Here is a 12,668-nt window from a genome sequence, read left to right as displayed (position 1 = left end):
GTTCTTCCGGCCGATCAGGACCGACGAACCAGGAAAGGAAACAAGCGCCATGGATGCTCACAGGCAACCCGCCGGCCGGCGCCCGGCAGCCTTCATCAGGGAGTTCATGAGCAACGAGGCCTCGGGCGGCATCCTGCTGATGGTCGCCGCGGCGCTGGCTCTGGTGGTGGCGAACTCCCCCCTGTCCACCGCCTATTTCGACACGCTGCACACCTACGTCCTCGGGCTCAGCATCGGCCATTGGATCAACGACGGGCTGATGGCGATCTTCTTCCTGCTGGTCGGGCTGGAGATCAAGCGGGAGATGCTGGACGGCCAGTTGTCCACTTGGTCGTGCCGCGTCCTGCCCGGTGTCGCGGCGGCGGGCGGCATGCTGGTGCCGGCGCTGGTCTATCTCGCCTTCAACGCCGGCAACCCGGCGACGGTCAACGGCTGGGCCATTCCGGCGGCGACCGACATCGCCTTCGCGCTCGGCGTGCTGTCGCTGCTCGGGCCGCGCGTTCCGGTCTCGCTCAAGATCTTCCTGACGGCCCTGGCGATCATCGACGATCTGGGCGCGGTCATCATCATCGCCCTGTTCTACACCGCCGACCTGTCCCTGCCCGCGCTCGGCGTGGCGGCGCTGCTCCTGGCGGCACTGATCGGGCTGAACCGGTTCGGCGTGCGCACCCTCCTGCCCTATCTGGTCCTGGGCGCGGGCCTGTGGGGCGCGGTTCTGCTGTCCGGCGTGCACGCGACGCTGGCCGGCGTGACGCTGGCCCTGACCATCCCGTTGCGTCCCTCCTCCGGCGCGGCGGCGGACCCGCAAGCGCCGCTGCTCCGGCTGGAGCATGGCATCCACCCCTGGGTCGCCTTCCTGATCGTCCCGGTCTTCGGCTTCGCCAACGCGGGCGTGTCCTTCTCCGGCATGAGCCCCTCGATCCTCACCGGCCCGCTGCCGCTGGGCATCGCGCTCGGTCTGTTCCTTGGCAAGATGGTCGGGGTGTTCGGCACCGCCTGGCTGACCATCCGGCTCGGCTTCGCCGGCATGCCGGCCGGCGCCACCACCGCGCAGCTCTACGGCGTCGCCCTGCTGTGCGGCATCGGCTTCACCATGAGCCTGTTCATCGGCGCGCTGGCCTTCCCGACCTCGCCGGAACTGGGCGACGCGGTGAAGGTGGGCGTCTTCGCCGGGTCGATCCTGTCCGCGACGGCGGGCGCCCTGGTCCTGCGGCTGGTGTCGGCCAAGGACGCCACGCCGGCCCTGCAGGCCGCGGGAGTCGACCGCGGCGCGTAAAACGACGGCGCACAAACGAAAAGAGGGGGCCTTGCGGCCCCCTCTTCTTTTTCGACCGGTCAAGAACCGCCAGAGATCAATCCTTCAGATTGCCGCAGGCGCGCTGGATGCGCTTGCATGCCTCTTCCAGGGCCTCGGTGCTGGTCGCGTAGGAGATGCGGAAGTGCGGGGCGAGGCCGAAGGCCGAACCCTGGACGACCGCGACGCCTTCCGACTCCAGCAGGTAGGTGACGAAATCCTCGTCGGTCTCGATCACCTTGCCGTCCGGCGTCGTCTTGCCGATGGTGCCGGCGCAGGACGGGTAGACGTAGAAGGCGCCTTCCGGCTTCGGGCAGGAAATGCCCTTGGCCTGGTTCAGCATCGACACCACCAGATCGCGGCGCTGGGCGAACACCGCCGCGCGCTCCGCGATGAAGTCCTGCGGACCGTTCAGCGCCTCGACGGCGGCGGCCTGGGCGATCGAGGTCGGGTTGGAGGTCGACTGGCTCTGGATCACGCCCATCGCCTTGATCAGCGCCTTCGGGCCGCCGGCATAGCCGATGCGCCAGCCGGTCATGGCGTAGGACTTCGACACGCCGTTGACGGTCAGCGTGCGGTCGTACAGCGCCGGCTCGACCTGGGCCGGGGTCACGAACTCGATGCCGTCGTAGAGCAGGTGCTCATACATGTCGTCGGTCATCACCCAGACCTGCGGGTGCTTCACCAGCACGTCGGTCAGGGCCTTCATCTCGTCGCGCGTGTAGGCGGCACCCGACGGGTTGGACGGGGAGTTCAGGATCAGCCACTTGGTCTTCGGCGTGATCGCCTTCTCCAGGTCGGCGGGCTGCAGCTTGAAACCCTGCTCGGCCGGGCAGGAGACGAAGACCGGCGTGCCTTCCGCCAGCTCCACCATGTCCGGGTAGGACACCCAATAGGGGGCCGGGATGACGACCTCGTCGCCGGGGTTCAGCGTCGCCATCAGGGCGTTGTACAGCACCTGCTTGCCGCCGACGCCGACCGTGATCTGGTCGGGCGCGTACTTCAGGCCGTTCTCGCGCTCGAACTTGGCGCAGATGGCCTTCTTCAGCGCGGGCGTGCCGTCCACGGCGGTGTACTTGGTGTCGCCGGCCTGGATGGCCTTGATGGCGGCGTCCTTGATGTTGTCGGGGGTGTCGAAGTCCGGCTCGCCGGCGCCGAGGCCGATGACGTCGCGACCGGCCGCCGCAAGCTCGCGGGCTTTCTGGGTGACGGCGATGGTCGGCGAGGGCTTGATGCGCGACAGACGGGACGCGATGATCGACATGGCGTACTGGCCCCTATGACGAAGGTGGCGGAAGGTTCGGGTGAGAACTTGGTATGACCGCGCGAACGCGACGCGGGACCTTACTTCCGCCTTATTGCTCTTGCAAGCCGATCACTCCCCGAGCGAGACGGTTTCCCGGCCGGCGGACGCGCCCCTCGTCTCCAAAGCCGGTTGCTGCACCGCACAGGCCCGGCTTGACAGCCCGCGCCGCGGACGGGGTATCTTACCTCTTTCTAATCAATTCCATCATCCGGAGGATCTGCATGCTCACCCGCGTCACGCTGGCCGCCACGGCCGCCCTGCTCCTCGTCGGTGTCGGCGTCGGCGGCACGGCGATGGCTCAGGATCCGATCAAGGCCCGCAAGGACGGATTCGAGTCCAACAAGAAGGCGATGGCCGAGATCAAGGATCTGCTGGGCAGCGACAAGGTCGCCCAGGTCGGCCCGGTCGCCCAACGCATGAGCGCCTTCGGCGCCCTGATCCCCACCCTGTTCCCGGCGGGCAGCGACAAGGGCGACACCAAGGCCAAGGCCGACATCTGGGCGAACAACGCCGATTTCGCCGCCAAGGCCCAGGCTTTCGAAACCGCCGCCAAGGGGCTGGAGGCCGCTGCCGCGTCCGGTGACAAGGCCGCCACCGCCAAGCAGTTCGCCGCCGTGGGCGGCACCTGCAAGTCCTGCCACGAGAGCTACCGCGCCGACTGACCCGGCCGCTCCGCAAGCGTCCTTCCCCGCCGGTTGCGGGTAAGGACGCTTGCAAAGCCTTAGCCCGCCTGCACCACCGCCGCCACCAGCCCCGCCGCCGCGGCCAGCACCGCTAGGGCCAAGGCCGCCGGGCGGCGCTTCGGCGATTCGACCGGCGCATCCGCCGGGATCGCCTTCCGCCCCGTGATCATCGGGCGGATCAGATTGTCCCGCTTGACCAGCAGATAGGCCAGCACGGCCAGCACATGCACGCCGATCAGGATCAGGATTCCGTCGGCCAGGATGCGGTGCAGCGTGCTGAAACCCGCCACCACGGCCCCCGATGCCTGCGCCACCAGCGGCCCGTCCACCAGGATGTCGTCGGAGGTGAAGAGGCCGGCCACCGCCTGAAGCGTCAGAGCCCCCAGCAGAGCCAGCACCATCAGCCCCCCCATCGGGTTGTGCCCGACGACCGGCGCGGGTTCCTTGCCGCCGCGCCCGGCGCGGAGCATCCCGCAGGCGTAGGCGAGAACCGCGCGCGGACCCTTCACGAAGTGGCTGAAGCGCGCCGTCTGGCTGCCGATCAGCCCCCAGACGAACCGGAACAGCAGGAGCGCGAGGATCGCCTCCCCCGCCAGCATATGAACGGTCATGCGGTCGGTCTTGGCGGAGACGACCGCGACCGCGACCAAAAGGACCAGGCTCCAGTGAAACAGGCGCGTCGGCAAGTCCCAGACGGCCACGTCGCGCCGGGCCTTCGTGCGATTTGTGGTATTACCAACAACCATGAATCACCCCTCGCTTCGTCTGTTCTTCCTTAGACTATGCCCCAAGGCGGCGCCTTTTGCCCAGTTTTCGAAAAAAAAGCGACAATCGAGAGGGTAGGTGGCGGCGCAGCACTGTCATTGCACTTGAAGAAGCGGGTGGACGACGGATATGACGTACTCAAAAATCCGGCCCAACCCCGTTCCACCCCCGTCCAATCAAGGATGCCCGCGTCATGCCCGACAAGCAGCTTCTCCACCTCGTCTTCGGCGGCGAACTCGTCCGTCCCGATTCCGACCAGTTCGTCGATCCGACGAAGGTCCACATTGTGGGCATCTTCCCCAACTACGACGAGGCGTACAAGGCGTGGCGCGGCGCCACCGGGATGACCATCGACGATGCCCACACCCGCTACTTCATCGTGCACCTGCACCGCCTGCTCGATCCGTCGGCGGATGGGCACAAGCACGATTGACGGACGGCCGCAGCGGCGGCGCGGGGAACCCTCCGCGCCGCCGCTGTGTTGAGGCCTCCCGATGGCGGTCTTTTTCACCAGCGACACGCATTTCGGCCACGCCGGCGCGATCAGCCGCTTCCGCCGCCCCTTCGCGTCGGTCGCGGAGATGGACGAGGCCATGGTGGCCAACTGGAACGCCACGGTCGGCCCGGATGACGAGGTGTGGCACCTCGGCGATTTCGCCCTGCACCGCAAGCCGGACGCCATGGCGGCGCTCCTAGAACGCCTGCGCGGCGTCAAGCACCTGATCACCGGCAACAACGACGGCCCCGCCACGCTGGCCCTACCCGGCTGGGCGAGCGTCCAGCCCTATGCGGAACTCCTGCTGGGCGAGCGGCGGCTGGTGCTGTGCCACTACGCCTTCCGCACCTGGAACGGCATGTACAAGGGCGCTTTGAACCTGCACGGCCACAGCCACGGTCAGTTGAAGGGCATGCCCCGGCAGTTCGACGTCGGTGTGGATGTGTGGGATTTCCGCCCGGTGACCGTCGATGAAATTCTTGCCTCACGGCAACGGATGAAGAAACGGGAATAGTCCACGCGACACCCGCCTCGGCCTTCCGCAAAGAAAGGGCGGCGCAGCGGGAATGGCGTGGATGGCATCCGATGGAAATCGGCTGAGCCGGCTTGGTCTATGGACCGGCTCCACTCAGCGGCTTGCTGAGAAAATCTGGCGGAGGGAGAGGGATTCGAACCCTCGATACCCTTTTGAGGTATACACACTTTCCAGGCGTGCGCCTTCAACCACTCGGCCACCCCTCCGCAGAGGCCGCGTTTATATCCAGCCCGAAGGCGGCGCGCAAGCCCCTGATGTCACTTTTTTGGAAAAATCTTGCGCCGCCTTCGGGATGATCCGCGGGGCGGATCGAAGCTCCCGCCCCTCAGCCGAGGCCGCGGACGAGATCGCCCACCGTGCGGCACAGCAGGTCGATGTCCTGATCGCGCGACAGGCGGTGGTCACCGTCCTTCACCAGCGTCACCCGCACATCCGAACTGCTAAGGCGATCGGCCAAGGTCAGGCTGACCTGCCAGGGCACATCCGGGTCGGCCATGCCGTGCAGCAGGCGCACCGGCTTGTCGAAGGCGATGGGCTGGCGCAGCAGCAGGTGGTTGCGCCCGTCCTCGATCAGGGCACGGGTGATCGGCTGCGGCTCCGGCCCGTAGTCCGAGGGGCGCAGCCAACGACCCGTCTCCAGGATCTCGCGACGCACGGGCTCGTCGAAGAGGTCCCACATCAGATCCTCGGTGAAGTCCGGGGCGGCGGCGATGCCGACCAGCCCGGCCACCCGCTCCGGACGGCGCAGCGCGGTCAGCAGCATCATCCAGCCGCCCATGGAGGAGCCGACGAGGATCTGCGGCCCCACCGTCACGCGATCCAGGACGGCCAGCGCGTCGTCGGCCCACAGCCCGATGGTGCCCTCGTCGAACCGTCCGCTGGAGGCGCCGTGCCCCTGATAGTCGAAACGGGTGAAGGACAGCCCCTCGCCCACCGCCCAGGCCTCCAACGCCAACGCCTTGCTGCCGGTCATATCCGACATGAAGCCGCCGAGGAACATCACGCCGGGGGCCAGCCCTTCCGGGTCGCGGCCCGGGGTGTGACGATAGGCTATGGTCGCGGCGCCGCGCTTCAGGCTATGGTGCGCGCCGCCCGGCGACGGGACGGGGCCGGCTGCGGGTTCGGTCATGATCGGACACCTCTGTGGGCCAGGACTTTAGGAATCTGTGACTATGGACGTCGAATCCCAGCTTAGCACCGGCGAGGACCCGCGCAACCCGGCCAACGCCTTCGCGAAGGGCGCCTTCGCGGCCGCCGGTCGCCGGCCCGTCGTTCTCCAGGTGCTGCCGGCGCTGGTCACCGGCGGGGCCGAGCGCGGCTGCATCGACGTGGCGCTGGCGCTGGCCCAGGCCGGAGCCCTGCCGCTGGTGGCGTCCGAAGGCGGGCCGATGGCGGCGGAACTGGACCGCGCCGGCATCCGCCACATCACCCTGCCGCTGGCCTCCAAGAACCCGCTGGTCATCCGCCGCAACGCCCGCAAGCTGGAGGCGATCATCCAGGAGAACGGCGTGGACATCGTGCACGCCCGCTCCCGCGCCCCGGCCTGGAGCGCCTGGCTGGCCTGTCAGGCGACCGGCGCGCGCTACATGACCACCTTCCACGCCCCGTACAATTACAAGAACGGGCTGAAGCGCTGGTACAATTCGGTGATGGCGCGGGGCGAGCGGATCATCGCCATCTCCGGCTTCATCCGCCGCCACATCCTGGAGAATTACGACGTCGATCCGGCGGTCATCCGCACCATCCACCGCGGCATCGACCCGCTGTCCTTCGCGCCGGAGCGAGTCAACTCCGCCCGCATGATCCAGCTCGCCCAGAAATGGCGGCTGCCCGACGACAAGCCGGTGATCCTGCTGCCCGGTCGCCTGACCCGCTGGAAGGGCCAGACGGTGCTGATCGACGCGCTGGCCAAGCTGGGGCGCAAGGACGTCTGCGCGCTGCTCGTCGGGTCCGACCAGGGCCGCACCGGCTACCGCCAGGAGCTGGAGGAGCAGGTGCGCCGCGCCGGGTTGGAGGGCGTCGTCACGATGACCGACCACTGCAACGACATGGCCGCCGCCTACCGGCTGTCCACCGTCGTCGTCTCCGCCTCGCAGGAGCCGGAAGCCTTCGGACGGGTGATCGTCGAGGCCCAGGCCATGGGCCGCCCGGTGATCGTTTCCGCCATCGGCGCCTACCAGGAGACGGTGATTCCCGGCGAGACCGCCTGGGTGGTGCCGCCCGCCGATCCCGACGCGCTGGCCAAGGCGCTGGACGAGGCGCTGTCCTTGACGACGGAGCAGCGCGACGCCATCGGCGCCCGCGCCCGCGCCTTCGTCGCCGAGCGCTACACCAAGCAGCGCATGTGCGCCGACACGCTGGCCGTCTACGCGGAGCTTCTCGCCGAGCCCAAACGCGCCGCACAAGGCCGCTGAGCCGCCCTTTCTTCCCGCCCGTCACACCACCGGACATCATGACCGACATCGTCCAGCTTTCCGGAATCGCCTCCGTCATCGACCGTTACGACGGGGTCATCCTCGACCTGTGGGGCGTCCTGCACGACGGCGAGCGGCCCTATCCCGGCGTGCCGGAGTGCCTGGACCGGCTGCGCGCGGCGGGCAAGGTGATCTGCCTGCTGTCCAACGCGCCGCGCCGCACCGGCGGCGTCATCGCCAAGCTCGACGGCATGGGCATCGGGCGCGAGCGCTACCACCATGTCATGACTTCGGGCGAGGCCGCCTACGACGCGCTGCGCGACCGCGACGACCCGTGGCACGCCGCGCTGGGGCGGCGGCTGTACCACATCGGCCCCGACCGCGACATGGACGTGTATGAAGGTTTGGACTACACGCTCGTGGCGTCGCCGGACGAGGCCGATTTCGTCGTGAACACCGGCATCGTCGACTTCGGGGAGTCGCTGTCGGTCTACGAGCCGGCGCTGGAGGCCTGCCGCCGCCGCGACCTGCCGATGGTCTGCGCCAACCCCGATCTGATCGTGATGGTCGGCGAGCAGATGGTCATCTGCGCCGGCACGCTGGCCCAGCGCTACGAGGCGATGGGGGGCGACGTGTTCTGGCACGGCAAGCCGCACGCCCCGGTCTATGACCGCTGCCTGTCGCTGATGGGCATCAAGGACAAGCGGCGCATCCTGGCGGTGGGTGACAGCCTGCGCACCGATGTCGCCGGGGCCAACGCCGCCGGGCTCGACGTGGCTCTGGTCACCTTCGGTATTCATCGGGAGGAGCTGGGCGGTGCCTGGGGCGAGGCCGTCGATCCGGGCAAGCTGGCCGTGGCCGCCGCCGCGTCCGGCCACCAGCCGACCTACGGCCTGCCCAGCCTGCGCTGGTAGGACGGAAGGCGCCCCCTGCCTCTGTTCAGTCGAAGGGCGGGATGGCGTCGTCCATGGCTTTGCGCAGAATGCTGGACGGCCCGTCTTCGGAAAAGCCACGGCTTCCGATGGCGTTGCGGAAATAGCTGACGATGAAGACGCGGATGGAGGCGGTCAAATTCGCCTCCCCGCGCCGTTGATCGATCTGGGTGCAGATGTCATTCAGAGTCAGCCCCTCACGCTCGCAGATTTCCTTCAAGGATTCCCAAATGTAGGGCTCCATCCGAAGACTGGTGCGTCGGCCCGAAACCTTGACATTGCGACAGACCAGGACCGGCCCTTCCTTGTTCCCCTGTCTGCCCGCCATATCGTTGCCCTTGGTCCCCTGCCGTTGCGGAAAGGCGCTCGCGTTTCCGGCGAATATACATTCACTTGTATGATGATATTGCAAGCAGCGTGTGGGCACAAAGCCAATTTCGACCGGGGGTCGCGATCCCGGTCCCGGGTTCACCGTTCCAGCCACAGCAACGCCCCGGCCCGGGCAAAAGCCGCTTCCCTTCCCGGGCGGCTTCGCTGTACCAGTGCCTGGACGAACCGGCACAAGCTGTAGTGGTCACTTCCGGTGGAGAACGAGCGATGGTGCGACCGGCGGCGTGGGGGATCGCGGTGACGCTGATGGCCGGGCTGGCGCCCGTCCTGCCGGCCCGCGCGTCCGACCTGCCCATCGACCGCATCCGCGCCGAGGTGTCGCGCCTCGTTCCGCCCCTCTGGACCGTCGAGGAGGTGACGGCGGACCCGATTCCCGCCCCGGCGCCCGACGGCAAGCCCGCCGCGAAATCCACCGAATCGCGCGCCGCCGTCCGAATCGGGGCCAAGCTGCGGCTCGCCAAGCCGACCTACAGGGTGGAAAGCCGGGACGGCGCCGTCACCTTCATCCGCCCCGTCGCCGAGGCCGGGCTGGAGAAGACGCTGGCCGCCACGGCGCTGGCCACGCTCGGCCCCAACGGCTGGAGCGCGCGCATCGAGTTGCGCAACCCCGAGGTGCTGGAAGGCATCGGCCAACCGCTGGAGGAGCTTCCCGGCCGCCCGGTGCTGGTCGGTTCCGCCGAGGCCAACCGCCTGCGCGACCAGATCGCCCGCGACGCCGAGGCCCGCGGCGCCGAGGAGGACGCCCGCCGCCGCCGCGAAGAGGATCTGCTCGCCCGGCAGGCCGCCGCGACCAGGGCGGAGGAGGAGCGCGCCGCCGCCGAACGGCGGCAGGAGGACGCTCGCGCGGCGCGGATCGCCGACCTGCGTGCCCGGATACAGGGCGCCGACCGCCCGGCACGGATCGCCGCCTACGAAGCGGCGCTGGGCGGCAACGACCCGTCGCTTCGCCAGATCGCCCTGGAGGCGGCGCTGCAGAGCCGCGACCCGGTGCTGGGGAATCTGGCGCTGAAGGACTGGATCGCCCGCCGCAAGGCGGTGCCGGTGCAGCTCTACGCGACGAAGGAGGACCCGCATTCGGAAACGGTGCTGACCAACCTGGGTCCGCTGACTCTGGAGGTCGATTCCTTCAACCCGGTCAACGGCGCGCTCGCCGGGCGGTTGGGCGCCCCCGGCTACAGCATCGCCAAGCCCTCTGCCGCCGTCGGCACGCTGGCGCAGACCACCCTGATGGTGAACGCCTACGGCTGCGCCCTGTCGCTGCGCCTGACCGAGCAGCAGACCCTGGACGGGCTGTTCCGCTGCCAGACCCTGCCCGCGCTCATCGCCCGCGTCGTCGTGGATTGAGGCGGCGGATGCGCCGGGTCGCCCTTCCCCTCCTCGGCCTGCTGGCGCTGCTCGGCGGCCCTTCGGCGCGGGCGGACGAGGCCGAACCGACCTTCATGCCGCGCCCGCCGCCGACCGCCGTGCTGCCCCGGCTGACACCGCTGGGAGCGGCGGGGAAGGCGACGCCGCAGGGTCTGGCGCCGTTGCTTCCTGTGCCGGTGCTGACCGCGCCCGCGCCATCGGTGCCGGCGGAACCGGCCACCACCACCGCTCCCACGGCGGAGCCTCCGGCGCCGGCCGCCACCGGCGCCGCTCCCCTGCCGGCCCGCAAGCCCTCCGGCCCAGCCCCCACGACGGTCACGGAAAGCCCGCCGGCGAACCGCTTCAAGGGCGGCTACGCCAGAGCCTCGAAGGAGGATCGCGGCTGCGCCCTGCCCGACCGCATCACCGAGGAGCGCAGCGCCGACACCCGCCGCCCGGCCATCGCCGTGGGGACGCGGGTGCGCGTCCGCGCCGCCGCGAACCTGCGCGTCGCCCCCTTCTGCGACGCCAAGGTGGCGGACGTTTTGGAGCGGGGCGAAACGGTCACCGTCATGGCCGCCTTCGGGTCCTGGTACGAAGTCGGGCGGAACGGGCGGGCACTGGGCTTCGTCGGGGCGTCCCTGCTCGCCGGAGCGAAGGGCCGCTAACCCTTCACCCGGGCCGCCTCGACCATGAAGCGGCGCCAGATTTCCGCCGGGACGGAGCCGCCGGTCACCCCTTTCATCGGCGTGTTGCCGTCGTTGCCGACCCACACCCCCACCGTCAGCCCGCGCCCCGCCACGCCGTCGGCGAAGCCGATGAACCAGGCGTCCCGGTAATCGTTGGTGGTTCCGGTCTTGCCGCCCGCCCCCCGCTTGGCGAGCGCCGCCGGCAGGCGCGCCGTCTTGCCGGTGCCGTCCCGCATCACCTCGCCCAGCATCGCTTTCAAGGTGGCGGCGGTCTGCGGGTCGATCACCCGGTCCGCCTTCGGCGGGGTGTAGCTGTAGATCGTCCGCCCGGCGGGATCGCCGATGCGCTGGAAAAGATGGCCGGTGACCGTGCTGCCGCCGTTGGCGACCACCGCGTAGGCCTGGGTGATTTCCAGCAGCGACACCTCGCTGACTCCCAGCGCGAGACCGAGATCCGGCTCCAGCGGCGACTCGACGCCGAGACGGCGGGCGGCCGCCGCGATCTCCTCCGCATGGCCGCGGGTCAGCCGGGCCGAGGCTGTGTTGGTGGAATGGGCGAAGGCGTCGGCCAGCGTCAGCGACGACGGGTAGCGGTTGTCGAAATTGCGAATGGCCCGCCCGTCCGTGAACTCCATGCGCGAGCCGTCGACACGGGAGTCCGGGGTCAGCCCGCGCTCCAGCGCCGCCAGGAACACGAACAGCTTGAAGGCCGAGCCGGGCTGGCGGCGGGCCTGGAGAGCGCGGTTGAAGTGGTCGCGCCGGGCCGCCGCGTCGCGCCCGCCGATCATCGCCAGGATCGCCCCATCGCCGTCCAGCGCGACCAGGGCGACCTCGGCACCGCCCAGGCTCTTGGCGTGGCGCTTCAGGGTGGTTTCCACGCTGCGCAGGGCGGCGGCCTGAAGATCGCGGTCGAGCGTCGTGCGCGCGGTGAAGGTCGGCCCCGGAAGGTCGCCGCCGTAGCGGTCGGCGGCGAAGCGGTCGAAGCGGGCCTTGGCCGTCTCGCGGAAATGGCCGGTGGACAGCACCGCCGCCTTGTTGGCCGCGGCCAGCATCGGGCGCTGGCGCTTGGTCTGCTCCGCCGTGCGTTCGGTGATGAAGCCGGCGTCGGCCATGGCGTCGAGCACCAGGGCGGCCTTGGCCTCCGCCTTCTCCAGGTCGGCGAAGGGATTCAGGCGGGAGGGGGCGGGCAGCGACCCGATGAGCATCGCCGACTCCTTCAGCGACAGCTTGCCCGCCGGCTTGCCGAAGAAGACGCGGGCCGCGGCGTCCACCCCGTACGCGCCGAAACCGAAATAGGCGCGGTTGAGGTACAGGTACAGGACGTTCTTCTTGCCGAGCTGCTCCTCGAAGTCGCTGGCGCTGTACAGCTCGTACGCCTTACGGGACCAGCGGTTGTAACGGTTGAGGAAGATCAGCTTCATCGTCTGCTGGGTCAGCGTGCTGCCGCCCTGGCTGAAGCGGCCGGAGGTCACCGCCACGGCCAGCGCGCGGGCCAGACCCTGGAAGTCGATGCCGTCATGCTCCAGATAGCGCCGGTCCTCCTTGGCGATCAGCGCCTGGATCAGGTGTTTCGGCAGCTTCTCCAACGTCAGCGTGTCGCCGTACGTCTCGCCGATGGAGCCGATGAAGCGGCCCTGCCGGTCCAGGAAGCGCACGCCGTGGCCGCGGTTGTACGCCAGCACATCGTCGACGGTGCGGAACTCGTCCCCGAACAGGTCCATCGCCCGGGCGGGCGGCGGCGCGGAGAGGCCGGACAGCAGCGGCAGCGCGAGCGTCAAAGCCAGGGCGGCGCGGCGGAACAGGGAAGGTCGGGGCATAGG

General features: G+C 69.4%; 13 protein-coding genes and 1 tRNA gene. 8 read left to right on the top strand and 6 right to left on the bottom strand.

Translation table 11 applies throughout. The features are described 5' to 3' along the window. The first annotated feature begins 49 nt into the window (after window positions 1–49). Window positions 50–1,276, top strand: coding sequence for a Na+/H+ antiporter NhaA (gene nhaA / locus DS837_RS00395; protein WP_149162962.1), 1,227 nt, complete (start codon window positions 50–52; stop codon window positions 1,274–1,276). 76 nt (window positions 1,277–1,352) lie between these two features. Here nhaA and DS837_RS00390 read toward each other — a convergent pair whose 3' ends face one another. Next, entirely contained in the window at window positions 1,353–2,558 is a 1,206-nt protein-coding gene (locus tag DS837_RS00390; RefSeq protein WP_149162961.1) for a pyridoxal phosphate-dependent aminotransferase, read from the bottom strand. A 263-nt stretch (window positions 2,559–2,821) separates the two neighbouring features. On the opposite strand from DS837_RS00390, the gene DS837_RS00385 reads away from it, so the two are divergent. Beyond that, complete coding sequence (locus tag DS837_RS00385; RefSeq protein WP_149162960.1) at window positions 2,822–3,262, top strand: c-type cytochrome; 441 nt, start codon at window positions 2,822–2,824, stop codon at window positions 3,260–3,262. Between the two features lie 59 nt (window positions 3,263–3,321). On the opposite strand, the gene DS837_RS00380 is transcribed toward DS837_RS00385, so the two are convergent. Then, window positions 3,322–4,029: a cytochrome b/b6 domain-containing protein gene (locus tag DS837_RS00380; protein WP_149162959.1), complete on the bottom strand. Its 708-nt coding sequence runs from the start codon at window positions 4,027–4,029 to the stop codon at window positions 3,322–3,324. A 212-nt stretch (window positions 4,030–4,241) separates the two neighbouring features. On the opposite strand from DS837_RS00380, the gene DS837_RS00375 reads away from it, so the two are divergent. Together DS837_RS00375 and DS837_RS00370 are read left to right on the top strand one after the other, a co-directional pair. Then, window positions 4,242–4,481: a DUF4170 domain-containing protein gene (locus tag DS837_RS00375; RefSeq protein ID WP_035675610.1), complete on the top strand. Its 240-nt coding sequence runs from the start codon at window positions 4,242–4,244 to the stop codon at window positions 4,479–4,481. A gap of 61 nt (window positions 4,482–4,542) precedes the next feature. Next, window positions 4,543–5,058: a metallophosphoesterase family protein gene (locus DS837_RS00370; RefSeq protein WP_149162958.1), complete on the top strand. Its 516-nt coding sequence runs from the start codon at window positions 4,543–4,545 to the stop codon at window positions 5,056–5,058. A gap of 136 nt (window positions 5,059–5,194) precedes the next feature. Here the strand turns inward: DS837_RS00370 and DS837_RS00365 are convergent. Both DS837_RS00365 and DS837_RS00360 read right to left on the bottom strand, forming a co-directional pair. Further along, window positions 5,195–5,285 (bottom strand) — tRNA-Ser (locus DS837_RS00365). 119 nt (window positions 5,286–5,404) lie between these two features. Next, the gene (locus DS837_RS00360; RefSeq protein ID WP_149162957.1) at window positions 5,405–6,208 is read right to left on the bottom strand and encodes an alpha/beta hydrolase; all 804 of its coding nucleotides are present in this window, start codon (window positions 6,206–6,208) and stop codon (window positions 5,405–5,407) included. A 43-nt stretch (window positions 6,209–6,251) separates the two neighbouring features. On the opposite strand from DS837_RS00360, the gene DS837_RS00355 reads away from it, so the two are divergent. Together DS837_RS00355 and DS837_RS00350 are read left to right on the top strand one after the other, a co-directional pair. Continuing rightward, complete coding sequence (locus DS837_RS00355; RefSeq protein WP_149162956.1) at window positions 6,252–7,493, top strand: glycosyltransferase family 4 protein; 1,242 nt, start codon at window positions 6,252–6,254, stop codon at window positions 7,491–7,493. A 38-nt stretch (window positions 7,494–7,531) separates the two neighbouring features. Continuing rightward, window positions 7,532–8,407 (top strand): TIGR01459 family HAD-type hydrolase, encoded by an 876-nt coding sequence (locus tag DS837_RS00350; RefSeq protein WP_149162955.1) that lies wholly within the window; start codon window positions 7,532–7,534, stop codon window positions 8,405–8,407. Between the two features lie 25 nt (window positions 8,408–8,432). Here DS837_RS00350 and DS837_RS33000 read toward each other — a convergent pair whose 3' ends face one another. Further along, a complete protein-coding gene (locus DS837_RS33000) occupies window positions 8,433–8,753 on the bottom strand; it encodes a ribbon-helix-helix domain-containing protein (RefSeq protein WP_149162954.1) in 321 nt (106 codons plus the stop codon). A gap of 269 nt (window positions 8,754–9,022) precedes the next feature. On the opposite strand from DS837_RS33000, the gene DS837_RS00340 reads away from it, so the two are divergent. Together DS837_RS00340 and DS837_RS00335 are read left to right on the top strand one after the other, a co-directional pair. Beyond that, window positions 9,023–10,159, top strand: coding sequence for a hypothetical protein (locus DS837_RS00340; protein WP_149162953.1), 1,137 nt, complete (start codon window positions 9,023–9,025; stop codon window positions 10,157–10,159). A gap of 8 nt (window positions 10,160–10,167) precedes the next feature. Continuing rightward, window positions 10,168–10,827 (top strand): SH3 domain-containing protein, encoded by a 660-nt coding sequence (locus tag DS837_RS00335; protein ID WP_149162952.1) that lies wholly within the window; start codon window positions 10,168–10,170, stop codon window positions 10,825–10,827. On the opposite strand, the gene DS837_RS00330 is transcribed toward DS837_RS00335, so the two are convergent. Beyond that, window positions 10,824–12,665, bottom strand: a complete 1,842-nt coding sequence (locus DS837_RS00330) for a transglycosylase domain-containing protein (protein WP_149162951.1) — start codon at window positions 12,663–12,665, stop codon at window positions 10,824–10,826. The genes DS837_RS00335 and DS837_RS00330 overlap by 4 nt on opposite strands. Window positions 12,666–12,668 lie beyond the last annotated feature (3 nt).

Source organism: Azospirillum brasilense (assembly GCF_008365405.1).
Taxonomy (GTDB): domain Bacteria; phylum Pseudomonadota; class Alphaproteobacteria; order Azospirillales; family Azospirillaceae; genus Azospirillum; species Azospirillum brasilense_D.
The sequence above is the reverse complement of the archived record's forward strand: the minus strand, read 5'-3'. Positions and strand labels throughout refer to the sequence as shown.

Bases quoted from the DNA above. Each gene is read 5' to 3' on its own strand.
- nhaA (WP_149162962.1), top strand. From the start codon at position 50: ATGGATGCTCACAGGCAACCCGCCGGCCGGCGCCCGGCAGCCTTCATC.
- DS837_RS00390 (WP_149162961.1), bottom strand. From the start codon at position 2,558: ATGTCGATCATCGCGTCCCGTCTGTCGCGCATCAAGCCCTCGCCGACC.
- DS837_RS00385 (WP_149162960.1), top strand. From the start codon at position 2,822: ATGCTCACCCGCGTCACGCTGGCCGCCACGGCCGCCCTGCTCCTCGTC.
- DS837_RS00380 (WP_149162959.1), bottom strand. From the start codon at position 4,029: ATGGTTGTTGGTAATACCACAAATCGCACGAAGGCCCGGCGCGACGTG.
- DS837_RS00375 (WP_035675610.1), top strand. From the start codon at position 4,242: ATGCCCGACAAGCAGCTTCTCCACCTCGTCTTCGGCGGCGAACTCGTC.
- DS837_RS00370 (WP_149162958.1), top strand. From the start codon at position 4,543: ATGGCGGTCTTTTTCACCAGCGACACGCATTTCGGCCACGCCGGCGCG.
- DS837_RS00360 (WP_149162957.1), bottom strand. From the start codon at position 6,208: ATGACCGAACCCGCAGCCGGCCCCGTCCCGTCGCCGGGCGGCGCGCAC.
- DS837_RS00355 (WP_149162956.1), top strand. From the start codon at position 6,252: ATGGACGTCGAATCCCAGCTTAGCACCGGCGAGGACCCGCGCAACCCG.
- DS837_RS00350 (WP_149162955.1), top strand. From the start codon at position 7,532: ATGACCGACATCGTCCAGCTTTCCGGAATCGCCTCCGTCATCGACCGT.
- DS837_RS33000 (WP_149162954.1), bottom strand. From the start codon at position 8,753: ATGGCGGGCAGACAGGGGAACAAGGAAGGGCCGGTCCTGGTCTGTCGC.
- DS837_RS00340 (WP_149162953.1), top strand. From the start codon at position 9,023: ATGGTGCGACCGGCGGCGTGGGGGATCGCGGTGACGCTGATGGCCGGG.
- DS837_RS00335 (WP_149162952.1), top strand. From the start codon at position 10,168: ATGCGCCGGGTCGCCCTTCCCCTCCTCGGCCTGCTGGCGCTGCTCGGC.
- DS837_RS00330 (WP_149162951.1), bottom strand. From the start codon at position 12,665: ATGCCCCGACCTTCCCTGTTCCGCCGCGCCGCCCTGGCTTTGACGCTC.